The organism is Cerasicoccus frondis (genome assembly GCA_031296915.1).
In the GTDB taxonomy this organism is placed as follows: Bacteria; Verrucomicrobiota; Verrucomicrobiia; order Opitutales; family Cerasicoccaceae; genus Cerasicoccus; species Cerasicoccus frondis.
In genome coordinates this window covers 21,254-42,181 of the sequence record JAVDPC010000032.1, presented here as the reverse complement: position 1 = coordinate 42,181, position 20,928 = coordinate 21,254, and the positions used below count along the sequence as shown (strand labels likewise).

The window sequence follows — 20,928 nt, the reverse complement described above, 5'->3', positions numbered from 1 at the left end:
CGTTGCCACGGGGCGCTGACTACTGATCCTCTGAAATCGCATGTCTGCTAAGAATATCGTATTACTCGGGGCCACGGGGTCCATCGGCGAAAGCACGCGACGCGTTGTCGCCAAGCACCCGGACAAGCTGAACATCGTCGGTATCGCCGGCCGCAGCCGCTGGAAGGAGCTCGCCGCCATTGCCCACGAGTTCGACGTCAAGCACGTCGCGATATTCGATGAAGCCAACTGTCGCGCCGCCGAGCAAAGCGGGCTCTACCCCGCGGGCACGAAATTCTACCCGGGCCTCGACGGCCTGATCGAGCTCTCCTGCCTCGCCGAGGCGGACATGCTTGTCACCGCGATCGTCGGCACGCTCTCGCTCAAGCCCACCTTAGCCGCCATCGAATGCGGCAAGGACATCGCCCTCGCCAGCAAGGAAATCCTCGTCATGGCGGGCAAGGTCGTGATGGCCGCCGCCCAGGCCAAAGGCGTCCGCATTCTGCCGATGGACAGCGAGCACAACGCCATTTTCCAATGCCTCCAGGGCGAGCGCGACATCGACGTCGCCAAGCTGATTTTGACCGCCTCGGGCGGGCCGTTCCGCAACTACACCGCCGAGCAAATGAAGTCGGTCACCAAGGCCGACGCCCTCAAGCACCCGAACTGGGACATGGGCCCGAAGATCACTATCGACTCCTCCACCATGGCCAACAAAGGCTTGGAAGTCATCGAGGCGCATTGGCTCTTCGGCAAGGGCCGCGACCAGATCCAGGTCGTCGTGCACCCGCAAAGCATTGTCCACTCGATGGTACAGTATGTCGACGGCTCGATCCTCGCGCACCTAAGCCCGCCGTCGATGACCTTTGCGATCCAGCACGTGCTGCTCTACCCAGAGCGCGCCGAAGGCGTCGAACCCGCGGTCGACTTCAGCAAGATGCTCACCCTCGATTTCCGCCCACCGAATTACGAGCTCTTCCCCTGCCTGCGCCTGGCCATGGAAGCCATGGACACCGAAGGCGTTGCCCCGGCAGTCTTCAATGCGAGCAACGAGATCGCGGTCGACGCCTTTCTAATGGACCAAATCGGCTACTGCGACATCCCGCGCATCATCGAACATACGTTGGCCGCCGTTCCTGGTTGCGACCCTCAGGGACTCGACGAAATCCTCCACGCCGACGCCGAAGCCCGTCGCATCGCCGCCAGCATCATTTCTGCCCGTTCCGCCATCGCAGCGCCGTAAGCAATCTGCGAAGCACGCTTTTACAACGCATCAGGCCGCGAGGGTGGCGCCAGCGAAGCTTGCTTCATGATTCCTCCTGCTTAAAGGGGAGCCTTATGCCTCTTTTTCCAAAAGCCTTGTGCTGTGTTAGCAAAGCATCCGCTCGGTTGTTGCTCCAACATAGCCTCGGTTGTTTTCACCAAGACGCCCAAGCCTTTTTAACGCTTGCCCCAAACAGGCTCCAGCAGACTCCGCCCACGACTCCGTGTTACCGCCGACGTGCGGCGGCTTGCTTTGCTCGGCATTCGAAGCAATGAGCGCCTAGCGCGCTAACGCTCGACCTCGAGGCGATAAAATACCGGCGCGGCTCCGGTCAACGCAGCCGTCGTGGATCGACCGGTGGCGTCATCACTGAAAGTGAGGTCTGTCACGGGCTGCCAGCTGTCGGGGTCGCTCAGGTCCGTGGTGCGCCAAAGGGTGAAATCGAGGGCCGCGCTGTGTGGCGCATAATGCAGTTGCAGAGTGTTGCCCGTTGAGTCGACGCGGAACTCCAGGTGGTCCGAATCCTTGAGGGGGTCGGTTCCCAGCGCCTGTTCAATCAGGTCCGGCCAGCCGTCTCCATCGGTGTCCTCCAACTCGAGCTCGACAGTTTTATAGTCATTCCACATGGGCGAGCTGAACCCCTCTGCGTCTTCATAATAGACGACCACCATGTCGGGATTTTGCAGGAGAAAATTGCCCTCGCCGAAAGTGGCGGGCAAGTCGCCTTCAAACACCCATTCGGTCAGCCAGGTCCCAATAAAGGCCGCATCTCTGATTATGTCCACGCTAGCTGGAACGACAAACCGGGTCATGTCATCACACAGCGCAAATGCCTGTAAGCCGATTTCGATGATCGTGTTTGGCAGGGTGATGCCGGTGATATAGCGTTGGACTTCGAAGGCGTGATCGCCGATGACAGTGACCGGAAACCCATCCAACTCAGAAGGGATTATGATCTCGCCTACCGCGTCGTCCGAGCAGTTTTTGATGATCACATGGGCCGGATCACCAGTGCGCAAATAACTAAGCGTGGCATTCGTCCCGGGGACTTCATATGCGCCCCAGTAATCCTCTTGTCGCTGCCGATAGCCCTTCCATAGTTGCGAGCCTTCATCCGTCTCAAACCCAGTGGCGCCAGTGTAATAATAAACTGCGAAAGAACTATTGCAGTCGGCAAAAACATCCACGCCAAAGCTAGCCGGAGCATTGCCCTCGAAAGTCACTGTGAGTAGCTCATCACTCCCTTGAAACGCGCTATCGCCGATCTCCACCACAGACCGGGGCAACGTAATCGTCTCCACCGCATCACAGTCGTAGAATGCGCGATAGCCGATGCTTTCCAGCCCCTCATTAAGCTCCACCTCCAGCAAGTAGTTGCAGTCGATAAATGTGTTGTCTTCGATTCGGGTCAGCCCCGACGGAAGGCGCAGCGACGTGATTGCATATCGATACCCGGCAAAGGCGTAGGACGTGATGCCAGTCACCGGGTAGCCGCCCAGGGTGTCCGGGATATGCAACGGGGTAAAATCCGTAAAGGTCGCCCCGGTGATTGTCGCCTCCTGAGCCGTGGCGTCCACCACGTAGTGCAACGTCACGTTTGAATCAGGGATCTTGTAGTTATCTGCGACCAAAGCTGCGGTAAAAACGCCGTTGATCCACAACAGCATTTGCGCAATCCGGTAACTTCTCTTCATGGCGAATTTGAGCATAGGTAAATTCAAGTTGTCTCTGTGATTTCTGGTGTCTGGCTGGCCCTCAAGAGAGCGGGATCAGTTAGTGTTCAGCGCCGGGCGCGATAAGCGCCATCGCGGCAAAGCGAAAAACTGCCTGGGTGATTCAGCGTTCCCAAAAAGCGCTAGCTGCGCTCTTTTTGCCATTGAGACACCCCTGACATCTCGTTCTCATATCATTCTGATTCGCGAACCGTGCGACCTATTCCCATAAAGGTCAATATGGCCATAAGCTTCGCATAAATAGAGTCTAACGTAGGTGAACAATCAACTTGCGCAACGATTAAATGCCCCTGCCTAAGTCAAGTCGCGAACTGTTCTCAACCTGCGCCTATCCTAAGCGCGGCTCGTCAACGACAGGGAGTTAGCGCTTGAGGCCGGTGCTTCGTCACCGCTGCCCATTGCCTCTCCAGCGTAGAAGCGGCTTCTAGCCGCTTTGACTATTCCAACTGAAACGAAAGCGGCAGGATGCCGCTTCTACGACGGGCGGCGACGACAGAGCGTCGCCCTCCTGCTTTGGACGAGGTTGTTATTTGCCCAATGGGCAAATCGATGGATGCAACGGCACGTTGCCTACTGCGCCTTGCGCAGCACCACCTCCCCCGCATCGGGGATGGCGTAGACCATCGCGTATTGCGCGCCTTCGTGCTCGATGATCCAAGCTTTCGTCGCCTGGCCGTTTTGTTGGGCGGCAGCGGCAGTCCAGCCGTCGACGCGGAACTTTACCGTTAGCGGAATATTGAAAATGCTGTCATCCATGTCGTCAGTTACGCTGAAGCGGATTTCGTTGGCGGCGGCGGAGGCAACGTCGAGCTCGGCGGTTTCGCGTTCCTGCGCGTAGCGAGCAACGACGGTGAACGGCGCGATCCAAAGCTCGTCTTCACGGTCCTTGATCATTTGCAGGCCGGCTTCGGCCGTTGCCCGCTTTTCGTCCTTGAGCAAGCCGTGGTAAAGCGCGACGCCCCAGCCGCGGTAGTAGCTGTATTTCCAGGGACGCTTGGGGTCGAACATTTGGTCGAAGCGCTTCTCGGTCGCCTCGGGCTGATGGAAACCGACGGCGCCAAAGCTGCGGGTGTTCAGGTAGTCGATCAGGTGTGGCGGCGTCGAGCCCCCCTGGGTGCCGCGCGCGGCGATCATGGTTTCACCAATGACTTCTTCGAAAATCAGCGGCTCGTCCTTCGTCCCAGTGGCGCCGCAGGGGTAGGCAAAGCTCAGGATGCGATGGCCGATGTTGTCCTCCAGATACTTTTTGGAGAGCCCAATGTGCTCACGGTAGGCGTCTTGGCTAAGGTCGTTGGTTTGCTGGCAGGAGCCGTGGAGCTCGATTTCGTGGCCCTGATCGTAGAGGACTTTCCATTGCTCGGGCGTGCCGTTGTAGCCGAGGTTGTTGCCGGGCTGCTGGTTGAAAATGTCATACATGCCGGGATAGACGATGAGGAACCAGGTAAATTTCCAGCCGAACTTTTCGCTCATTTGCTGCCAGAACTCGACGTCCGGGTAATTGTTGTCATCGATGGTGATGGACATCGCGCCAAGCTTGCCGTCGCCCCACAGGCAGACCACGCCCTCGCCGGGCTCAGCCGGCCACTGCGGCTGCGTTTCCTCGACCGAGGCGTAACGTACGCCACTTGCAGGCAGCGGCAGGTTCAATTTTTGTTCGGCGAGCAGGTGGACTGCCGTGGCAAGCAAAAGGGCAAATACAACGCTTGATAATCGCATTATGCGACTAAAATCCATACCATGTGGGAAATCAATCCAGATCGCATATACTCAGGCGATTCCTAAATGTATTTAAACTGATTCGTCTAGATGAAAAGTGCTCCAGTAAGATGCCGAAAACCTTGCCCCAACCAATCAGACCGCGCTAGCTAGTGGGCATGGTCATGAGACGCCTCCCCTCTATTTTCCTCACGCTCACCTGCCTGATGCCAGTATTGGCCAACGCAATGAAAACCCAACTCGTGCAAAATCTTAAAGCTGGAAAGCCGCAAGCCGTCGTTTGCTACGACGCCAGCCTCACCCACAAAGGGCAATGGGTGAAGGACCTCTACGCCGCACTGCAGCCTCGGTTTCCCGGGCAGGCCACCGCTCAAGGCTATACCGCCAACGTCACCCCGATCATCCTGGAAGGAATCGGCTTACCTGCCATCACCACGCCATGAAGACAATCGCGCCGGAAGTCGCAGCCGCCTTTGACGCATTCCCACAGGATGTGCGGTGTAAGCTGATGCAGCTACGCAGTTTGATACTCGAAACGGGCGAGAATCTCTCTGCAATTGGCACAGTAGACGAGTCCCTCAAATGGGGCGAGCCCAGCTACACAACGATTGCGGGAAGCACCGTAAGGCTCGGTTGGAAAAAGGCAAAGCCGGAGACGGTTTACGTTTACTTCCACTGCCAAACCAAGCTCGTTGCTACCTTCCGCGAGCTCTACCCAACGGCGCTCCAGTTTGAAGGAAACCGCGCAATCCCGTTGGGCCTCAAAGCTGAACTCCCCGAAACAGCGCTTCGACACTGCATCGAGCTCGCCCTCACCTATCATCAACGGAAACACCTGCCCATGCTAGGCGCCAGCCCAATGGTGTGAACTAGGAATCGGATTAACCGACTACCTGGTATACCTTAAAGCTTCGCCACGGCGGCGCGCATGAGCTTCTGAACTTCGGCCGGGTTGGCCTTGCCCCGGGTCGCTTTCATGACCGGGCCAATGAGCGAGTTCAGCGCCTTGTCGTTGCCGTCCTTAAACTGGCTGATCGCCTTCTCGTGCTTCGGATCGACTACGATTTCGGCAATGATCTTTTCCAGCTCGCCGCTATCGTTGTCGGCCTTGAGGCCTTTCTCTTCGACGATCACGGCGGGCATCTTGCCGCTGCTCATCATCTCCGGCCAAACTTCCTTGTTCGCGATCTGCTTGGTCAGCACGCCCTCTTCGGTCAGCACCACCAACTCCGCCACGTGGGCCGGGGTGATCGGCACCGCGCTGAGCGGTTGGCGGCCCTCGCCTTCGGCGGCGGAGAGGTCGCGGATCAGCTCATTGACGACGAGGTTGGCGACGGCCTTCGCTTCGCCCTTGCCCTTAGTCAGCGCGAGCGCTTCTTCAAAGAATTCCGCCAACTCGCGGTCCGGGCAGAGCACGGAGGTGATGGTGTAAGGCAGGTCCAGCTTTTCCATGTAGCGGCGCTGGCGATCGAACGGCATTTCCGGCAAGCCGGCGCGAATCTTCTCCACCTGTTCGGCGGGGATGGTCACGGGCATGAGGTCCGGGTCCGGGAAGTAGCGGTAGTCGTGGCTCTCTTCCTTCATGCGCATGGACTCGGTTTCCTGCTTGTCCGGGTCCCAGCGGCGCGTTTCCTGGACGATCTCTTCGTAGCCGGTGGTCTTGGCGCGGATTTGGCGCTTGATCTCATAAACGACCGCGTTGCGGACGCCGGAGATCGTGTTCATGTTCTTAAGCTCGACCTTAGTGCCCAGCGTGTTGCTGCCCTTGGGGCGGATGGAAATGTTGGCGTCGCAGCGCATCTGGCCCTTTTCCATGTCGCAGTCGGACAGGCCGGCGGTGACGATCATGTTGCGCAGCGCGGTCATGAACGCGAAAACTTCGTCGGCCGAATACAGGTTGGGCTCGGTGACGATTTCGCACAGCGGCGCGCCAGCGCGGTTGTAGTCCACGAGGCTATCGTTGGCGGAGTGCGTGAGCTTGCCAACGTCTTCTTCCAGGTGAATGCGGGTCAGCTCGACCATGCGGTGGTCGCCCATGACGTTGCGGGAGGCGCCGAGCATCTCGATCTCGACTTCGCCGCCGATGCAGATCGGCTGGTCAAACTGCGAGAGCTGGTAGTTCTTCGGGCTGTCCGGGTAGAAATAGTTTTTGCGGTCCCACTTGCAGGTCTCGGCAATTTTGCAGCCGAGGATCAGGCCCATCTGCACGGTCTTGTGGACAGCTTCCTTGTTCATGACTGGCAGCGTGCCCGGCAGGCCCATGATGACGGGGTTCGTCAGCGTGTTGGGCTCGTGACCATACTCGTAGCCGACGCGCGTAAACATCTTCGAGCGCGTTTTCAGCTGCACGTGCACTTCCAGACCTATGACCGGTTCGTATTCCATGGGCGTAAATTCAAAACGTTCTATTCAAAAGGCAAAGCGAAATTCAGCAGATTCCCTGGAGAGCCTCCGAAGAAACAGACTTACAGCGAACTTCCGGCGTCTCATTTTTTCATAAGCGATTGTTGTTCAATGTCATAAAACGATTCAAGCGGACACAAGCTCAAGTCCCTCGAAAAATGGATGCGGGGTATTTAACCGCACTAAGCCGCCTTGCAAGGCAGGCCGATCTATTCCATACCCGCTTGAGCAATCGCTGTCTCGCGGAGCCCTGCCAAAGGACCGTTGTTGTCCATTTTGCGGCCAGTGAGCGCGATCAGCCAGATCAGCGGCTTCACCCAGATCGGAAACGCCAGCTTCCGCATGTCTAGCTGCTGCTTGACGCGGGTCGTTTGCCCATCGCGAATTGCCTCCAGTGCGTATGACTCTACCGCGTAGCCCTTGATCTCCTCTGACTGGTGTCGGAAAACGATGCGTTGCATTGGCTCAAACTCAACTACCTCGACCTCGCTCTTGCTTTCGCGGGTGAGCTTGAACGTTGCCTCAAACCGGTCCCCCAGCTCCAGGGGTCGCCCCAGCCCTGGAGAATGCAAGCACTTCGGATTCCACAGCTCCATGTATTCCGCATAGCGCAGCATCTCCCAAATGGGTTCTGGCGGCAGCTCAATGTCGATGCGGTCTCGAAAGATCATGGCGGAAATGTGTGTTTCGGCTTGAAAGCGCGTCTGTTGAGACATTGTAGATATTTTTCCCGCTCGCAACTGCGAAGCACGTCCCTTAATCAATCCCACCATGCCGTTTTACGAGTTCTATTGCCCGGAGAACCACACCATCTACACCTTCTACGCCCGTAGCCTCAAGCACGCCGGCAAAACGCCCCGCTGCCCAGCCAACCCCGACTGGCCAATGCAGAAGCAGGTATCGCAGTTTTCCTTTGTGAAGACCTTTGGCGTAGAAGGCGATCCCGCGCTCGACGACTCCAAATACGACGACCCACGCTATGAGCAGGCGATCAATGAGCTGGAGCGTGAGTTTCAGGGCATGGACGAAAATAACGTCGACCCACAGCAGCTTGGGCACCTCATGCGGCGTGTGGGTGAAGTAACCGGCGAGGCCCTGCCCCCTGCCCTGCGCGAAATGGCGGCGCGCCTTGAACGCGGCGAAGACCCGGATAAGCTCGAAGAAATGTATGGTGACGACCTCGACGCCGACCCGATGGCTGTCGTTGAAGGCCGCAACGCTAAAAAACTGCTCAACCGTCTGAAAGGCCCCCGCAAAGACGAAACTGTCTACGAAATCGAGGATTATCTATAAATTGTGCTCTCGTGCGTGGTTCGTCGTTCTTGGTTAGTCAAACCGATGCAACACCATTCCACTCAATTAAGCCAAGAACTAGGACACAACTTTCCCAATGAATACCTACGCCAAGCTTACCGCCGCTCTCAAAAACACCGCCCTGTTGGACGCGACATCCGGCATTTTGGGCTGGGACGAGCAAGTTAACCTGCCCCCTGGCTCGGCGGACATGCGCGCCCAGCAAAACTCCGCCTTGGCGGAGGTGATTCACCGTGAGTTCACCCGCCCCGAAATCGGCCAATGGCTGACCGAACTCGAAGACGCTGAACTGGAAGCCGATGCCGCCTGCGTCATCCGCGAAACCCGCCGTGAATACGATCGCGCAGCCAAGCTCCCAACCGATTTCGTCCGCCGAAAAACCGAGGCCGCCAGCGCCGGTTACCACGCCTGGACTGAGGCACGCAAGAAAAGCGATTTCACCGCCTTTGCGCCGATGCTCCAAACCCAGCTTCAGCTCGCGCGCGAAGAGGCTCAATACCTCGGTTGCGAAGGCAACGCCTACGACTACTGGATTGACCGCTTCGATCCCGGTATGTCTTCCACCGTGTTCGCTAACCTCTTCAGTGAAATGCGCACGCCGCTTCGTGACTTGGCCGAAGCCGTGCTCGCCGCACCGCGCCAAGCCGACGTTTCAATCTTCAAGGGCTTCGATGTCGAAGCACAGGAGAAATTTCTCCGCAGCGTGCTGGAACGCATTGGTTTCGATTTCCAATATGGCCGCCTCGACACCGCAATTCACCCCTTCTGCGGTGGAACGAGTTGGGACACGCGCCTAACCACACGCTACTTCCCAGACAACCCGTTGGACTCGCTGTTCAGTTCAATCCACGAAGCCGGGCACGGCATGTATGAGCAAGGTCTCCGTTTGGGCAATCCCGACTCATTTGGTCTACCGCTGGGAGAAGCCGTCGGCATGGGCGTCCACGAATCACAAAGCCGTCTGTGGGAAAACCAGGTGGCGCGCAGTGAAGCCTTTTGGATTTTCTACGAACCCATTTATCGCGTGGCCTTTGCAGATCAGCTCAAGGATATATCCTCCGATGAGCTACGTCTGGCGATCAACGCTGTGCAACGTCAGCCCATCCGAGTCGACGCCGACGAGGTGACTTACAACCTTCATGTCATCCTGCGTTTCGAAATCGAACGCGCGCTCTTTGCAGGGGATCTTGACGTGGCTGGCGTGCCCGAAGCCTGGAATAAGCTGAGCGAAGAACTCCTGGGCCTCACCCCCAAAAGCTTCGCTGAAGGTTGCCTTCAGGACGTGCATTGGTCCGAAGGTTTCTTTGGCTATTTCCCCAGCTATGCCCTAGGCAATGTTATGGCGGCACAGCTGTGGAATGCCGTCAATGAAGAGATGCCCAGCTTGCAAACGGAGATCGCCAACGGTGATTTCAGTAAGTTGCTTGCCTGGCTACGTGAAAGAATCCACCGCCACGGCAAGCGTTTCGGCACCCGGGAACTCATTCGCCAGGCAATCGGCGAGGAAATTTCCCCCGCTCCGCTCATGACTTACCTGCGCGAAAGATATGGCGCATTGTACGGGGTTTAACCATATCCCACGTACGAGGCGAGCAAGCACCGTGCTCCAAATCTATCACCATCACCAAACGGGCAAATTACTACTAGCATAATGACATGAAATTCATCCGTATAGCAGCTGGCATATACTTGTTGGTGATGATCGTCTTTGTCTGGGGATACCTATCTGGTAGAAACTCTTTTTTTCCGGGTATTTTCATTGAAGACGCTGTCGAAGAGATCGACGCTTTTATAGACGGAGGTAAAGACAGCGATAAGAGCTTGGTTGACCTAATTACGATGCATCCGCTGGTCAGGAAATCCGACTTCCCCTACCAAGGCTTCAATCAGGTTGACCGCAGCTTTACTGACACAGGTTATTTGCTTGTTCCACGCTACGAACCCAATGCGGACCAGAGCATTGTTGAACTGATTCGCTTGGCTGACTTTAGTGTCGTGCACACTTGGGTTCCACCTGTGGAGGACATCATTGAAATGGCCGGTCGTGACATCTATAATGGCAGCCGAGAACGCTATTATGCCCAGCATCCGCTGATGCTGTCAGACGGCAGCATCGTATTCAATTCAGGTTGGGGACCATTAGTCAGAATCGATCGCGACAGCAAAATACTCTGGATGACTAATTTTGACGTTCATCATTCTATCGAATTGGACATCAATGGGAATATAGTCGTCCCACTCATGTCCTATTACTTTATTAAGTACGAGGACGGAACCCAACACAAGATCAGGAATGACAAGTTTGGCGTACTCAACCAAGAAGGAGAAGTATTAGAAAGGTATGATGTTGAAGAAATACTGCTTACAAACGGTTTCCGAGGCATCTACTTGGGCATAGGCAATCTCCAATCCGATCGTATGCACCTCAACGATGTGCAGCCGATTCTTAAAAACAATGGCAGTGCGCAAGTGGGAGACTTCGCATTAAGCCTACGCAATCTATCAACTGTCCTGCTATACCGCCCGTCAGAAAATCGCATCATTTGGCTCAAAACGGGTCCCTGGCTCTACCAACATGACGTCGATCAATTAGAGGATGGGAGCTTCTCGATTTTCGGCAACGACATCTTTAGGCGAGAGTCGAAGGTATTACCAGCCAACAACATTAGCCAAGTCTACATATACACTCCCGAAACAGATCAAGTTTCCATTCCATACGATATGACCATCAAGCAAGCCAAGATGCAAAGCAATACCGAAGGCCGGTCAACCATCTTGGAAAATGGCGACGTTTTCATCGAGGAAACCAACAAAAACAGACTTATGCGCCTCGGCAAAGATCAGGTGCGCTGGTACTACGCGAACATGATCAGTGAAGACACGAGTGGTTCCATCCACTGGAGTCGATATCTCCCCGGCGACTCCCCCTCGCTGTTATGGCTGGAGGAGTAACAGAACATGCCCGCCACCTATATAGGGCGCCTTGCCCCAACCCCAACCGGCTGCCTCCATCTTGGCCACGCGCGCACTTTTCATACTGCCTGGAAACGCGCGCGTCAGGCCAATGGCGTGCTAATCTACCGCGATGAAGATATCGATACTTTGCGTTGCAAAGCTGAGTTCTCAAAAGCCGCAATGGAAGACCTGCGTTGGCTAGGACTAGACTGGGATGCAGGCCCCGACATAGGCGGCATCGATGCGCCCTATCAACAAAGCCAGCGCACCGCACTTTATCTCGATGCGTGGCGTCGCCTGAAAGACGGTGGCTGGATCTATCCCAGCAAACATTCACGGCGAGAGTTGCGCGAAGCCAGCGAATCCGGCCTCGCCCGCCAATCCCCCGTCAATGAAGACGAGCAAGACAGCGAAGCAATTTTTCCTGAGTCCTGGCGCCCAGAGAAAGGCGCCGGTCACGACGCGGCCGAGCCCGGAGATTCCAACTGGCGTTTCCGCGTGCCCGACGGCGAAGCCATCACCTTCGAAGACGGCTACTTTGCAACGCAAAGCTTCACGACTGGTGAAGACTTTGGCGACTTTCTCGTGTGGCGCCGCGATGGCGTACCGGCCTACGAGTTGGCGGTCGTTGTGGACGACATTGCGATGGGCATCACCGAGGTCGTCCGCGGGGCGGACTTGCTCCGCTCCACCGCGCGGCAGTTACTCATCTACCGTGCACTGGGCGCGAAGCCGCCGGCGTTTTACCACTGCCCGCTGGTTCGCGATGAGAGCGGCCAGCGCCTCGCCAAGCGCAGTGATAGCCTCAGCCTCCAATCTCTACGTAAAAGCGGCAAGACGGCCTCCGAGCTGCTCGCATAAAAAAAGGCGACTCAACTTGAGCCGCCCTTAGAAAACTTTGCGATGCTGCTTAACGATTCGCTTCGGCGATTTGCTGCGCGCGCATGGAAAGCTCCGATGCAAGAAACGCGTGCTCCTGCGTCATGGCGTTCTCCGTGCGGTTCAGGCTATCGAGGATCAGTTGTCCAAAGAATGGGAAACCGACTTCGCCAGTGACGCGCAACTCCTGGTCGCCCTCTTGATCGCAGAGAATGATGATGTTGCCTTCGTTCGAGCGGCCGTTGTCGAAATACTTGCGAATTTCGATGCTGCCCTTCGTGCCGGTGATGAAGCTGCGACCATCACCCCAGCCACGCGCGCCTTTCGGCGAGAACCAGTTAACGCGCGAGAAGCAGGAAACGCCATTGTCGAGCTTGAGCACCGCTTCACCGATGTCTTCCAAACCTGGAGTATCCGCGTTGTGCAGATTGTCCACGCGAGCATGCACAACTTCGCCACTCTTCTGGCGTGTGTAGTGCAGGAATTGGTCGAACTGGTGCGAAGCGATGTCCGTGAGGATGCCACCGTATTGCTCCTTGTCGAAGAACCACTCTGGGCGGCTGGGCTTGTTGAGGCTGTGCGGGCCGAAGATTTCCATGTGAACGATGTCGCCGATAGCGCCGTCCTGGATCAATTGGTCAACATACCAGGCCGACTCCACGTGCACGCGCTCAGAGTAGTAAACCATGTATTTCTGGCCGGTGCGCGCCGCGACTTCGCGGGCCGTAGCCAACTGCTCAAGCGTGGTGAAGGGGCACTTGTCCGTGAGGTAATCCTTACCGGCTTCCATGACCTTGCAGCCCAGCGGACCACGCAAGTTCGGGATCGCAGCGGCGGCAACCATGTGGACCGAATCGTCTTCAAGAATCGTGTCGAGTGAGTCGACGACCTTGGCTTCCGGGTGGTCCTTCAGGAAAACATCGATCTTCCCTTGGTTCACTGCCGGGTTCGGCTCATAGATGTATTTCAGCACAGCGCCTGCCTCGGTGAGGCCATTGACCTGGCCCATGATGTGGCCGTGGTCCAGGTGCGTCGCAGCGATGACATACTCACCCTTTTCGACGACCGGCTTGGGCTTAGCCGCCGTCGGGGCGTAATTCATTCCGTCTTTTGACATGATGCTTTGCGTTACAAAGTTAGTTACCGTAGGTGCCAGCGAGATTAGCTGGACCGGTCTCTTTCACCTCTTTCACGTGAGTCGACTCAGCGATGAGCTTCTTCAAGTGCGCTTCGTAGGCTGCGCCATCGAGCGGCAACTTGAGCGTCGTGTCAGTGAAGCTCGAGTAGAGCATGCTGTTGGCCAACTCAACGGAGTTGATGCCTTCTGCAGCCGGAGCAATCAGCTCGGCGCCATTGAGGATCGCGTCGACGAAATTCTTCATGATGCCAACATGCTGCTCCCCAAAGCCCTGCGTCGGAATGGAGATATCCCATGTGCCAGGCTTGGAGAAACCGTCTTTGGCTTCGTTGCAATATTCAGAAGTTTGCTTCTCGTTGCGAATCCACTTAATGCCCTCGCCTTCGATGATCACCTTGCCCTGTTCGGCGGCAACTTCCAGACGGTTCGTGCCGGGAGCTTCGCCTGTGGTGGTGATGAAAACGCCCGTGGCGCCGCTTTCATACTTGAGGAAAGTCGTCACATCGTCTTCCACTTCAATGTCGTGGAAACGGCCAATCTGACAGTATGCTCGGACTTCCGTTGGCATCCCAAAGAGCCACTGCAAAAGGTCCAACTGATGCGGGCACTGGTTGAGCAGCACACCGCCGCCTTCGCCGCCCCAGGTCGCGCGCCAACCGCCGGAAGCGTAATAATGCGCAGTCCGGAACCAGTCCGTGATGATCCAGTTAATGCGGTTGATCTTGCCCAGCTGCCCAGAAGTGATCAGCTCGCGCAGCTTGATGTAGCGCGGGTCCGTGCGTTGGTTAAACATCGCCGCAAAGACGACGTCCTTGTTCGTGTGTGCGGTAATGAGGCGCTCGCAATCGGCCTTGTGCACCGAGATCGGCTTTTCAACCAAAGTGTGAATACCGGCTTCCAACGCGGCGATGCCGAGCGTGGTGTGCGGGTAGTGAGGCGTTGCGATGATCACGGCGTCAATTTCGCCGCTCTTGATCATCTCTTCACCGCAGGAAAAATGCTTTTGATCCTTGTAGGATTCGAGACGTTTTTCATCGTGATCGCAAACCGCGCTCAACTTGGCGCCGGGAACTTTGCCTTCGATGATGTTTTTGGCATGGGTCGTACCCATGTTTCCGAGGCCGATGATGCCAATTCTGACTTCTTTCATGGTTTAAGGGGAGGATTAGGATTATGCTGTTTTTTTAGGAGGGAATGTTAAAACCAAAGAAATTCGCTGCATTGTTGTAGCAGATGTCTTTCACCATCGGCGCGTAGAGGTCCCAATCGTTCGGGATCAGGCCTTGCTCGACATCATTACCGATGAGATTGCACAGGATGCGGCGGAAGTATTCGTGGCGCGGGTAACTGAGGAAGCTGCGGGAATCAGTGAGCATACCGACAAACTTGCTCAGCAGGCCGAGGTTGGACAACGTGTTCATCTGCAGCTCCATGGCTTCCTTCTGGTCGAGGAACCACCAGCCACTGCCGAACTGAATCTTACCCGCGATGGAGCCGTCCTGGAAGTTGCCAATCATCGTGCCCATCAGGTAATTGTCCGACGGGTTGAGATTGTAGATAACGATCTTCGGCAACGTATCGTCCATGTCGAGGCGATCGAGGTAACGGCTTAGCGCAACTCCCTGCGGGTAATCGCCAATGGAGTCGAAACCGGTGTCCGGCCCGATCTTGTTGAAGAGGCGCGTGTTGTTGTTGCGCATCGCGCCCACGTGCAATTGCTTGGTCCAGCCCTTCTCGGCATCGAGTTGGCCGAAGTAAACCATGAGGTTACTGGCGAACTCTTCAGCCTGCTCCGGCACAACCGCATTGCCACTACGCGCGTGGTCAAAGATTGATGCCGCGCGCTCGTCGCTGACGAACTTATCGAAGCACTTTTCCAAACCGTGGTCGGACAAACGGCCGCCCAGTGAGTGGAAAAAATCATGACGCTGTTTGAGCGCATCCTTGAGGCCCGAGAAGCTGCCGGTATCGATGCCGGAAACTTCCGCTAGCTTGTCGCACCACGCATTGAAGTTCGCAGTGTCCGCAATCTTCAGCGCCTTGTCGGGGCGGAAGGTCGGATACATGCCGGTGGTTACGTTCGGGTCCTTCGCGGCCGCTACGTGGTGCTCCAGCGTGTCGGTCGGGTCGTCCGTGGTGCAGACCACCTTCACATCGAACTTCTTCAAGATGCCGTTAGCGGAGAAGTCATCCTGGGCGAGCAAGGCGTTGGCCTTCTCCCAGATCGCAGGCGCAGTCTTTTCGCTGATGAGGTCATCGATGCCGAAGTAACGCACGAGCTCCAGGTGGCTCCAGTGGTAGAGCGGATTGCGCAGTGTGGCGGGCACCGTTTTACACCAAGCCATAAACTTGTCGTAATCATCGGCATCGCCGGTGATCAACTTTTCGTCGACGCCATTCGTGCGCAGCGCACGCCACTTATAGTGGTCACCGCCGAGCCAGATGTCCGCGATATTGCGGAAGCGGCGATCCTGTGCGACGTCTTCCGGCGGCAGGTGGCAGTGATAGTCGATGATCGGGTTGTCCTTTGCAACCTCGTGATACAAGCGCTTGGCGGTATCAGTCTGCAGGATAAAGTCGTCGTGGATAAAGCTCATAATAAAGTTCGAATAGTTCGTAGGGTTTGAAAAGTTCGAAGGTTGTTCGGTCTCAGCTCAACTTTCGAACCTACGAACCTTCCAACTTTTCGAACTTAAATACTAGATCGTCATTGCCGCGTAACCGCCGTCGACGAGCAGTTCGTGCCCGGTGATGAACGAACCGGCCTCGGAAGCGAGCAGCAGCGTGGCGCCGATCAGCTCCTTGGCTTCGCCGAAGCGCTTCATCGGCGTGTGGCCCATGATCTGCCCGACGCGCTCAGGCGTAAGCACCTTCTTGTTTTGCTCGGCGGGGAAGAAGCCCGGCACCAGCGTGTTGACGCGGATATTTTGCGGCGCCCATTCGCGAGCAAGGTTCTGCGAAAGGTTGTGCACAGCGGCCTTGGAAGCCGAGTAAGTAAACACGCGCGAAAGTGGCTTAACGCCCGACATCGAGCCAACGTTGATCATGCTGCCGCCCTGCCCGCGCTCTACGAAATAGCGACCAAACACTTGGCACGCGAAGAACACGGCTTTCGTGTTCACGTCCATGATGCGGTCGTATTCTTCCTCTTGGATTTCGAGGAACGGCGTGGGGCTGTTGACGCCAGCGCCGTTGACGACGATGTCCACCTGCCCGCTCTTCTTGAGCACACGATCCAGCAAATCTTCGAGTGCTTCCTTCGAACCAACGTCGCACTTTTCAAAGTAGCTCGTGCCGTGAAAAGCATGTATCTTTTGCAGACGAGCTTGCGCCTTTTCTTCGTTACGACCAACCAGCACAACGGTTGCGCCCGCACCGGCCAAACCTTCGGCCATTGCCCCACAGAGTTCACCCGTGCCGCCAATGACGACGGCTACTTTGCCCTGCAAAGTAAATAGTTCGTTGAGGTATTCAGACATGATAAATAAGTTCGAAAGTTTATTAGTTCAAAAGTTTGAAAGTTCAGAGGCGCGAATGCAGTTTTAATGGCTTAACTTTCGAACCTTCAAACATACGAACCTACAAACTTTCAGAGTCGTTCGCTAGCGGTCGACTCTGGCGCCGCCGCCGCCCACGATCTTAGCCACTTCCTTCTTGCTGGCCATCGTGGTGTCGCCGGGAGTCGTCATCGCCAGAGCGCCATGTGCGGCGCCGTAGTCGACGGCTTGCTGCGGGCACCCACTGTCGAGGAAGCCGTAGATCAGGCCGCTGGCAAAGCTGTCGCCGCCGCCTACGCGGTCCATGATTTCGAGCGCCGGATATGGCTTCGATTCGTAGAACTCGCCGTCGTGCCAGGCAATGGCGCCCCAGTCGTTGATGGTGGCGGTCTTCACTGCGCGCAGCGTCGTGGCTGTGGCCTTGAAGTTCGGGAACTCCTTAACCGCAGTCTTGATCATGTTCTTGAACGCATCGATTTCGATGTGGGAAATATTTTCGTCCACGCCTTCAACTTCGAAGCCAAGGCAGGCGGTGAAGTCTTCTTCGTTGCCGATCATCACGTCGACATACTTGGCGATCTCGCGGTTCACTTCCTGGCAACGTGCGTGGCCGCCGATAGCCTTCCACAGCGACGGGCGGTAGTTGAGGTCGTAAGAAACGATGGTGCCGTATTTCTTGGCGGCCTTCACGGCTTCGATCACCGTCTCCGGGCAAGTGTCGCTGAGGGCAGCGAAGATGCCGCCGGTGTGGAACCAGCGTGCGCCAAGCTTACCGAAAATGTGATCCCAGTCGACGTCGCCGGGCTTCATTTGGCTGGCGGCGGTGAGGCCACGGTCCGGGCAACCAACCGCGCCGCGAATGCCGAAACCGCGCTCGGTAAAGTTCAGACCGTTGCGCACTTCGCGACCGATGCCGTCGTAGTCCTTCCACTGGATGAAGTCGGTGTCGACGCCGCCCTGCAGGATGAAGTCTTCAATCAGGCGACCCACGGGGTTATCCGCAAACGCCGTGACGACAGCGGTCTTCAGGCCAAAGCAACGGCGCAGGCCGCGGGCCACGTTGTATTCGCCGCCGCCTTCCCAAGCGGTGAATTGACGGGCGGTGTGGATGCGACCTTCGCCCGGGTCGAGGCGGAGCATCACTTCGCCGAGTGAGATTTCATCGTAAACGCATTCAGAGGCAGGACGGAGTTCTATGGCCATGGTAGTTAGTGGGTATACTTGGAGGATTAATTTTTCATTTGAGAGATGAACGTCTCGGCTTCCTCGATCGCGGTGTTCATTTCGTCGATGAGGGCTGCGACGTCACGCTCGACCGTGGTCACCTCGTTCTTGAGCGAGGCAATGGCGCGAGCGTTTAAATTGTGTTTCAGGAAAAGCACTTGGTCACCGAAAGCGACGAGCACGGGGTCCATCTTGGCCTCGGCTCGCTTCATGGCGGCGATCAAGCGCTCGTATTCGCGCCGGGTTTGGCGGAGCTGCGTTTCACTGGCGCGGCGGAGGTCGTCGCGGGAATAGTCGCCCAGTTCGCTCTCCCATTCCCGGAACAGCGACTCGGCCACGTCTTCCACGGCGGCAATGCGATCACGGACTGCTTCGGCGCGGTCTTCGCAATCTTCGTATTGCCCCTTGAGTTTGTCGTAGCGCTTTTCCAGCTCGCCGCCGTCCACCGTTACGGTGGCGCGGAATGCTTCGAGCGCGTCTTCAAACTCTTCCTTGGCTTCCTCCTGGCTTTCCTGCGCGGCTTCCACGCGGTCAACCAGCAGCTCGCGCTTGTGGATGCCCACCTGCTCGAGCGCGCCATAATACATATTCGAGCAACCTGCGGACAGCAGGGCTGCGGCAACAAACAATATGGATGCGAAACGGTTCATGACTTAGCTTATTCAGCTACCTTGAAATCCGCAACCTTCCATTGTTCCGCGCCGCATTCGTCGGCGAGTTCGTTAAAGCCATTAATTTCCGCTTCGGAGAACAGCAGGCCACCGTTCTTGGCGGTGCGGGCTGCGGCGCCGGCTTCGATCTGGCCGGGCAGGATGCAGCTCTCGTTGCCGTGGCCGAGAATGTCGTCCAGCACGGCCTTGATGTTTTCCTTGGATGAGCGGCCCAGTGCGAAATCGCCAGCAACGGCGTCCGGGTGGATCACTTGGAAATAGAAAGCCGGCGTGTGCTTTTCTTCGGGTTGTTGATCCCAGCGCGAACGCAAAGTCGGCAAACTGCCGCCGATGAAGGCGCCCATGATTTCGTTGATCAAAGAGAGGCCATAGCCCTTGTGCGCGCCAAACGTGGTCAGCGCGGCAACGGCCTTCGCGTCGGTGGTCGGCTTGCCATTGGCGTCGACCGCAGCGCCTTCTGGCAGCGGCTGGCCTTCGCGGAGGAACTGCTGCACGCGGCCCATGGCGATAACGCTCGTTGCCCAGTCGATCACGATCGGGAAGCCCACAGCGTCGACCGTCGGGAAGCCCCACGAATGCGGGTTGGTGCCGAGGGTCGGCGTCTTGCCCTTGAAGGGAACGACTTCCGCCAGCGCGGCGGTGCAATTGGTGTAAGCGATGTAACCGCGGCGCGCGGCGTCCATCACATAACCGCCGCCCCACAGGTAGTGGAAGGCGTTGTCGACGGACACTTGGCCGATGCCATATTTGTCGGCGAGCTCAATCGCGGTTTCAATCGCTTCGTAAGCCGTGGCTTGGCCGAGCTTGCGGTTGGCGTTCCACACTTGCGACGCGGCAAAGCGGCCTTCCTTCTTTTCGATCACGGCACTCGGCTTGCAGCCACCGGCGCCCGAGCCAAACAAGTGGTCGAGGTGCAGCGCCTTCAGCGCGTTGTGCGTGCGGATGCCATGCGTGCTCGCATAGGCAGAGAACTTCGCGGCGGCATCGCCTTCGGCTTCATCGAAGCCGCGGCTCAGGTAGGCTTGCTTCACCAGCGCGTTGTGCTGGCTTTCGGGAACAACATAAAAGGTTTCGCTCATAGTCGGGGACAATTACTTGATGAGGGCTGCGGGGATCGGGGCGTCGTTGACTTGCGCAAGCGGCTTTTCGCCCTTGAGCATGTTGACGATGTTTTGTGTGGCCATGGTGGCTTGGCGGACGACGCTTTCGTAAGTGCGACTGCCGATGTGCGGCGTGATGATGCAGTTCTTGGCCTTCAAAAGAACGTGGTCCGACGAAGGCGGTTCTTCGTCAAGCACGTCGGCGCCGTAACCGGCGACCTTACCACTCTCCAGCGCTGCGGCCATGTCCTTGGAGTTAACGAGTTCGCCGCGAGCGCAGTTGATGATGACCACACCGTCCTTGAGGTTCGGCAGGGACTTTGCGCTGATCATGTCGCGGGTCTCTTCAGTGAGGTTCGAGTGCAGGCTGAGGATGTCGGCCTCACGGAAAAGCTGAGTCAAACCGTCAGCACGCTTAATGTCGTGCTCCTCGGCGAACGCTTCGGGCCAGTAAAGGTCGTAACCAACCACCTGGAGGCCAAACGCCTTGGCGCGGATCGCGACTTCGCGGCCAATGCGGCCGAGGCCCACGATGCCAATTGTCTTGCCCATGATCTCGTGGCCGGTCAGGCGCTTCCAGTTGCCGGATGACACGTAGTTCACCTCGTCCACGAGGCTGCGGAACAGCGCCAGCATCAACGCGAAAGTGTGCTCGGCGACAGTGGTGTGATTAACGCCCGGCGTGAAGCCAAGGGGGATGCCCATTTCGGTGCAGGCCTTGACGTCGATCTTGTCCACGCCGATGCCGTACTTGCCAATGATCTTCAGGCGCGGCGCAGCCTTCTCCAGAACGGCGCGCGTAATGGCGTCATCACCGCAAAGAAAGGCGTCAAAATCGCCAGCCAATTCCAACATGCGCGCTTCGCTGAGCGGGCCGCGCTCGCGGACGATTTCAGCGCCGGTGCTGGCAAGGAGATCATGGTGCGGACCAGGCGTATCCTGGTAAGAGGTCGTCGTGAGGAGGATTCGGGTCATGGTTATTCAAGGTAACTACACGCATCAACTTACACGTGTAGGGTTTTGTCAATTAAAAAGGCTTGAGGATGAAATTCGCG

The 20,928-nt window shown here is 57.0% G+C and carries 19 protein-coding genes; 7 read left to right on the top strand and 12 right to left on the bottom strand.

Annotation, left to right across the window (positions count from 1 at the left end; genetic code table 11):
* Positions 1 to 40 precede the first annotated feature (40 nt).
* Positions 41 to 1,222 carry a 1-deoxy-D-xylulose-5-phosphate reductoisomerase gene (gene dxr, locus RBB63_RS19675; RefSeq protein ID WP_309386837.1) on the top strand — a complete coding sequence of 394 codons (1,182 nt, stop codon included), beginning with the start codon at positions 41 to 43 and terminating at the stop codon, positions 1,220 to 1,222.
* 308 nt (positions 1,223 to 1,530) lie between these two features.
* Here the strand turns inward: dxr and RBB63_RS19670 are convergent, their stop codons facing one another.
* Together RBB63_RS19670 and RBB63_RS19665 are read right to left on the bottom strand one after the other, a co-directional pair.
* The gene (locus tag RBB63_RS19670; protein ID WP_309386836.1) at positions 1,531 to 2,937 is read right to left on the bottom strand and encodes a leucine-rich repeat protein; all 1,407 of its coding nucleotides are present in this window, start codon (positions 2,935 to 2,937) and stop codon (positions 1,531 to 1,533) included.
* 609 nt (positions 2,938 to 3,546) lie between these two features.
* On the bottom strand, positions 3,547 to 4,692 hold the full coding sequence (locus RBB63_RS19665; RefSeq protein ID WP_309386834.1) for a polysaccharide deacetylase family protein: 1,146 nt from the start codon (positions 4,690 to 4,692) through the stop codon (positions 3,547 to 3,549).
* A 164-nt stretch (positions 4,693 to 4,856) separates the two neighbouring features.
* Here RBB63_RS19665 and RBB63_RS19660 point away from each other — a divergent pair, with 164 nt between their 5' ends.
* Together RBB63_RS19660 and RBB63_RS19655 are read left to right on the top strand one after the other, a co-directional pair.
* On the top strand, positions 4,857 to 5,135 hold the full coding sequence (locus tag RBB63_RS19660) for a hypothetical protein (RefSeq protein WP_309386833.1): 279 nt from the start codon (positions 4,857 to 4,859) through the stop codon (positions 5,133 to 5,135).
* Positions 5,136 to 5,140: 5 nt separating this feature from the next.
* Entirely contained in the window at positions 5,141 to 5,560 is a 420-nt protein-coding gene (locus tag RBB63_RS19655; protein WP_425503921.1) for a DUF1801 domain-containing protein, read from the top strand.
* Between the two features lie 35 nt (positions 5,561 to 5,595).
* Here RBB63_RS19655 and gatB read toward each other — a convergent pair whose 3' ends face one another.
* Both gatB and RBB63_RS19645 read right to left on the bottom strand, forming a co-directional pair.
* Positions 5,596 to 7,077 carry an Asp-tRNA(Asn)/Glu-tRNA(Gln) amidotransferase subunit GatB gene (gene gatB, locus RBB63_RS19650; protein WP_309386831.1) on the bottom strand — a complete coding sequence of 494 codons (1,482 nt, stop codon included), beginning with the start codon at positions 7,075 to 7,077 and terminating at the stop codon, positions 5,596 to 5,598.
* 227 nt (positions 7,078 to 7,304) lie between these two features.
* The gene (locus RBB63_RS19645) at positions 7,305 to 7,811 is read right to left on the bottom strand and encodes an SRPBCC family protein (protein WP_309386830.1); all 507 of its coding nucleotides are present in this window, start codon (positions 7,809 to 7,811) and stop codon (positions 7,305 to 7,307) included.
* 55 nt (positions 7,812 to 7,866) lie between these two features.
* Here RBB63_RS19645 and RBB63_RS19640 point away from each other — a divergent pair, with 55 nt between their 5' ends.
* The 4 genes from RBB63_RS19640 (at position 7,867) to RBB63_RS19625 (ending at position 12,225) form a co-directional block, all read left to right on the top strand.
* A complete protein-coding gene (locus RBB63_RS19640; protein ID WP_309386828.1) occupies positions 7,867 to 8,388 on the top strand; it encodes a hypothetical protein in 522 nt (173 codons plus the stop codon).
* A gap of 97 nt (positions 8,389 to 8,485) precedes the next feature.
* Positions 8,486 to 9,979, top strand: coding sequence for a carboxypeptidase M32 (locus RBB63_RS19635; RefSeq protein ID WP_309386827.1), 1,494 nt, complete (start codon positions 8,486 to 8,488; stop codon positions 9,977 to 9,979).
* A gap of 86 nt (positions 9,980 to 10,065) precedes the next feature.
* On the top strand, positions 10,066 to 11,361 hold the full coding sequence (locus RBB63_RS19630) for an arylsulfotransferase family protein (protein ID WP_309386825.1): 1,296 nt from the start codon (positions 10,066 to 10,068) through the stop codon (positions 11,359 to 11,361).
* Between the two features lie 6 nt (positions 11,362 to 11,367).
* On the top strand, positions 11,368 to 12,225 hold the full coding sequence (locus RBB63_RS19625) for a glutamate--tRNA ligase family protein (protein WP_309386824.1): 858 nt from the start codon (positions 11,368 to 11,370) through the stop codon (positions 12,223 to 12,225).
* A gap of 49 nt (positions 12,226 to 12,274) precedes the next feature.
* Here RBB63_RS19625 and RBB63_RS19620 read toward each other — a convergent pair whose 3' ends face one another.
* The 8 genes from RBB63_RS19620 to RBB63_RS19585 all read right to left on the bottom strand — a co-directional run bounded on the left by RBB63_RS19620 (position 12,275) and on the right by RBB63_RS19585 (position 20,848).
* Complete coding sequence (locus RBB63_RS19620; protein ID WP_309386823.1) at positions 12,275 to 13,360, bottom strand: Gfo/Idh/MocA family protein; 1,086 nt, start codon at positions 13,358 to 13,360, stop codon at positions 12,275 to 12,277.
* Positions 13,361 to 13,379: 19 nt separating this feature from the next.
* Positions 13,380 to 14,531, bottom strand: coding sequence for a Gfo/Idh/MocA family protein (locus tag RBB63_RS19615; RefSeq protein WP_309386822.1), 1,152 nt, complete (start codon positions 14,529 to 14,531; stop codon positions 13,380 to 13,382).
* A 34-nt stretch (positions 14,532 to 14,565) separates the two neighbouring features.
* A complete protein-coding gene (uxaC, locus tag RBB63_RS19610) occupies positions 14,566 to 15,978 on the bottom strand; it encodes a glucuronate isomerase (RefSeq protein ID WP_309386820.1) in 1,413 nt (470 codons plus the stop codon).
* A gap of 102 nt (positions 15,979 to 16,080) precedes the next feature.
* Positions 16,081 to 16,860 carry an SDR family NAD(P)-dependent oxidoreductase gene (locus RBB63_RS19605; RefSeq protein WP_309386818.1) on the bottom strand — a complete coding sequence of 260 codons (780 nt, stop codon included), beginning with the start codon at positions 16,858 to 16,860 and terminating at the stop codon, positions 16,081 to 16,083.
* Positions 16,861 to 16,983: 123 nt separating this feature from the next.
* Positions 16,984 to 18,081, bottom strand: coding sequence for a PfkB family carbohydrate kinase (locus RBB63_RS19600; RefSeq protein ID WP_309386816.1), 1,098 nt, complete (start codon positions 18,079 to 18,081; stop codon positions 16,984 to 16,986).
* 26 nt (positions 18,082 to 18,107) lie between these two features.
* On the bottom strand, positions 18,108 to 18,752 hold the full coding sequence (locus RBB63_RS19595) for a DUF2959 domain-containing protein (RefSeq protein WP_309386814.1): 645 nt from the start codon (positions 18,750 to 18,752) through the stop codon (positions 18,108 to 18,110).
* A gap of 8 nt (positions 18,753 to 18,760) precedes the next feature.
* Complete coding sequence (locus tag RBB63_RS19590; RefSeq protein WP_309386813.1) at positions 18,761 to 19,852, bottom strand: Ldh family oxidoreductase; 1,092 nt, start codon at positions 19,850 to 19,852, stop codon at positions 18,761 to 18,763.
* Between the two features lie 12 nt (positions 19,853 to 19,864).
* Positions 19,865 to 20,848 carry a phosphoglycerate dehydrogenase gene (locus RBB63_RS19585; RefSeq protein WP_309386811.1) on the bottom strand — a complete coding sequence of 328 codons (984 nt, stop codon included), beginning with the start codon at positions 20,846 to 20,848 and terminating at the stop codon, positions 19,865 to 19,867.
* Positions 20,849 to 20,928: the final 80 nt, after the last annotated feature.

Coding starts and splice junctions, on each gene's coding strand:
- RBB63_RS19640 (WP_309386828.1), top strand. CDS start 7,867: ATGCCGTTTTACGAGTTCTATTGCCCGGAGAACCACACCATCTACACC.
- RBB63_RS19670 (WP_309386836.1), bottom strand. CDS start 2,937: ATGAAGAGAAGTTACCGGATTGCGCAAATGCTGTTGTGGATCAACGGC.
- RBB63_RS19590 (WP_309386813.1), bottom strand. CDS start 19,852: ATGAGCGAAACCTTTTATGTTGTTCCCGAAAGCCAGCACAACGCGCTG.
- uxaC (WP_309386820.1), bottom strand. CDS start 15,978: ATGAGCTTTATCCACGACGACTTTATCCTGCAGACTGATACCGCCAAG.
- RBB63_RS19605 (WP_309386818.1), bottom strand. CDS start 16,860: ATGTCTGAATACCTCAACGAACTATTTACTTTGCAGGGCAAAGTAGCC.
- RBB63_RS19600 (WP_309386816.1), bottom strand. CDS start 18,081: ATGGCCATAGAACTCCGTCCTGCCTCTGAATGCGTTTACGATGAAATC.
- RBB63_RS19660 (WP_309386833.1), top strand. CDS start 4,857: ATGAGACGCCTCCCCTCTATTTTCCTCACGCTCACCTGCCTGATGCCA.
- gatB (WP_309386831.1), bottom strand. CDS start 7,077: ATGGAATACGAACCGGTCATAGGTCTGGAAGTGCACGTGCAGCTGAAA.
- RBB63_RS19615 (WP_309386822.1), bottom strand. CDS start 14,531: ATGAAAGAAGTCAGAATTGGCATCATCGGCCTCGGAAACATGGGTACG.
- dxr (WP_309386837.1), top strand. CDS start 41: ATGTCTGCTAAGAATATCGTATTACTCGGGGCCACGGGGTCCATCGGC.
- RBB63_RS19635 (WP_309386827.1), top strand. CDS start 8,486: ATGAATACCTACGCCAAGCTTACCGCCGCTCTCAAAAACACCGCCCTG.
- RBB63_RS19630 (WP_309386825.1), top strand. CDS start 10,066: ATGAAATTCATCCGTATAGCAGCTGGCATATACTTGTTGGTGATGATC.
- RBB63_RS19625 (WP_309386824.1), top strand. CDS start 11,368: ATGCCCGCCACCTATATAGGGCGCCTTGCCCCAACCCCAACCGGCTGC.
- RBB63_RS19585 (WP_309386811.1), bottom strand. CDS start 20,848: ATGACCCGAATCCTCCTCACGACGACCTCTTACCAGGATACGCCTGGT.
- RBB63_RS19595 (WP_309386814.1), bottom strand. CDS start 18,752: ATGAACCGTTTCGCATCCATATTGTTTGTTGCCGCAGCCCTGCTGTCC.
- RBB63_RS19645 (WP_309386830.1), bottom strand. CDS start 7,811: ATGTCTCAACAGACGCGCTTTCAAGCCGAAACACACATTTCCGCCATG.
- RBB63_RS19665 (WP_309386834.1), bottom strand. CDS start 4,692: ATGCGATTATCAAGCGTTGTATTTGCCCTTTTGCTTGCCACGGCAGTC.
- RBB63_RS19620 (WP_309386823.1), bottom strand. CDS start 13,360: ATGTCAAAAGACGGAATGAATTACGCCCCGACGGCGGCTAAGCCCAAG.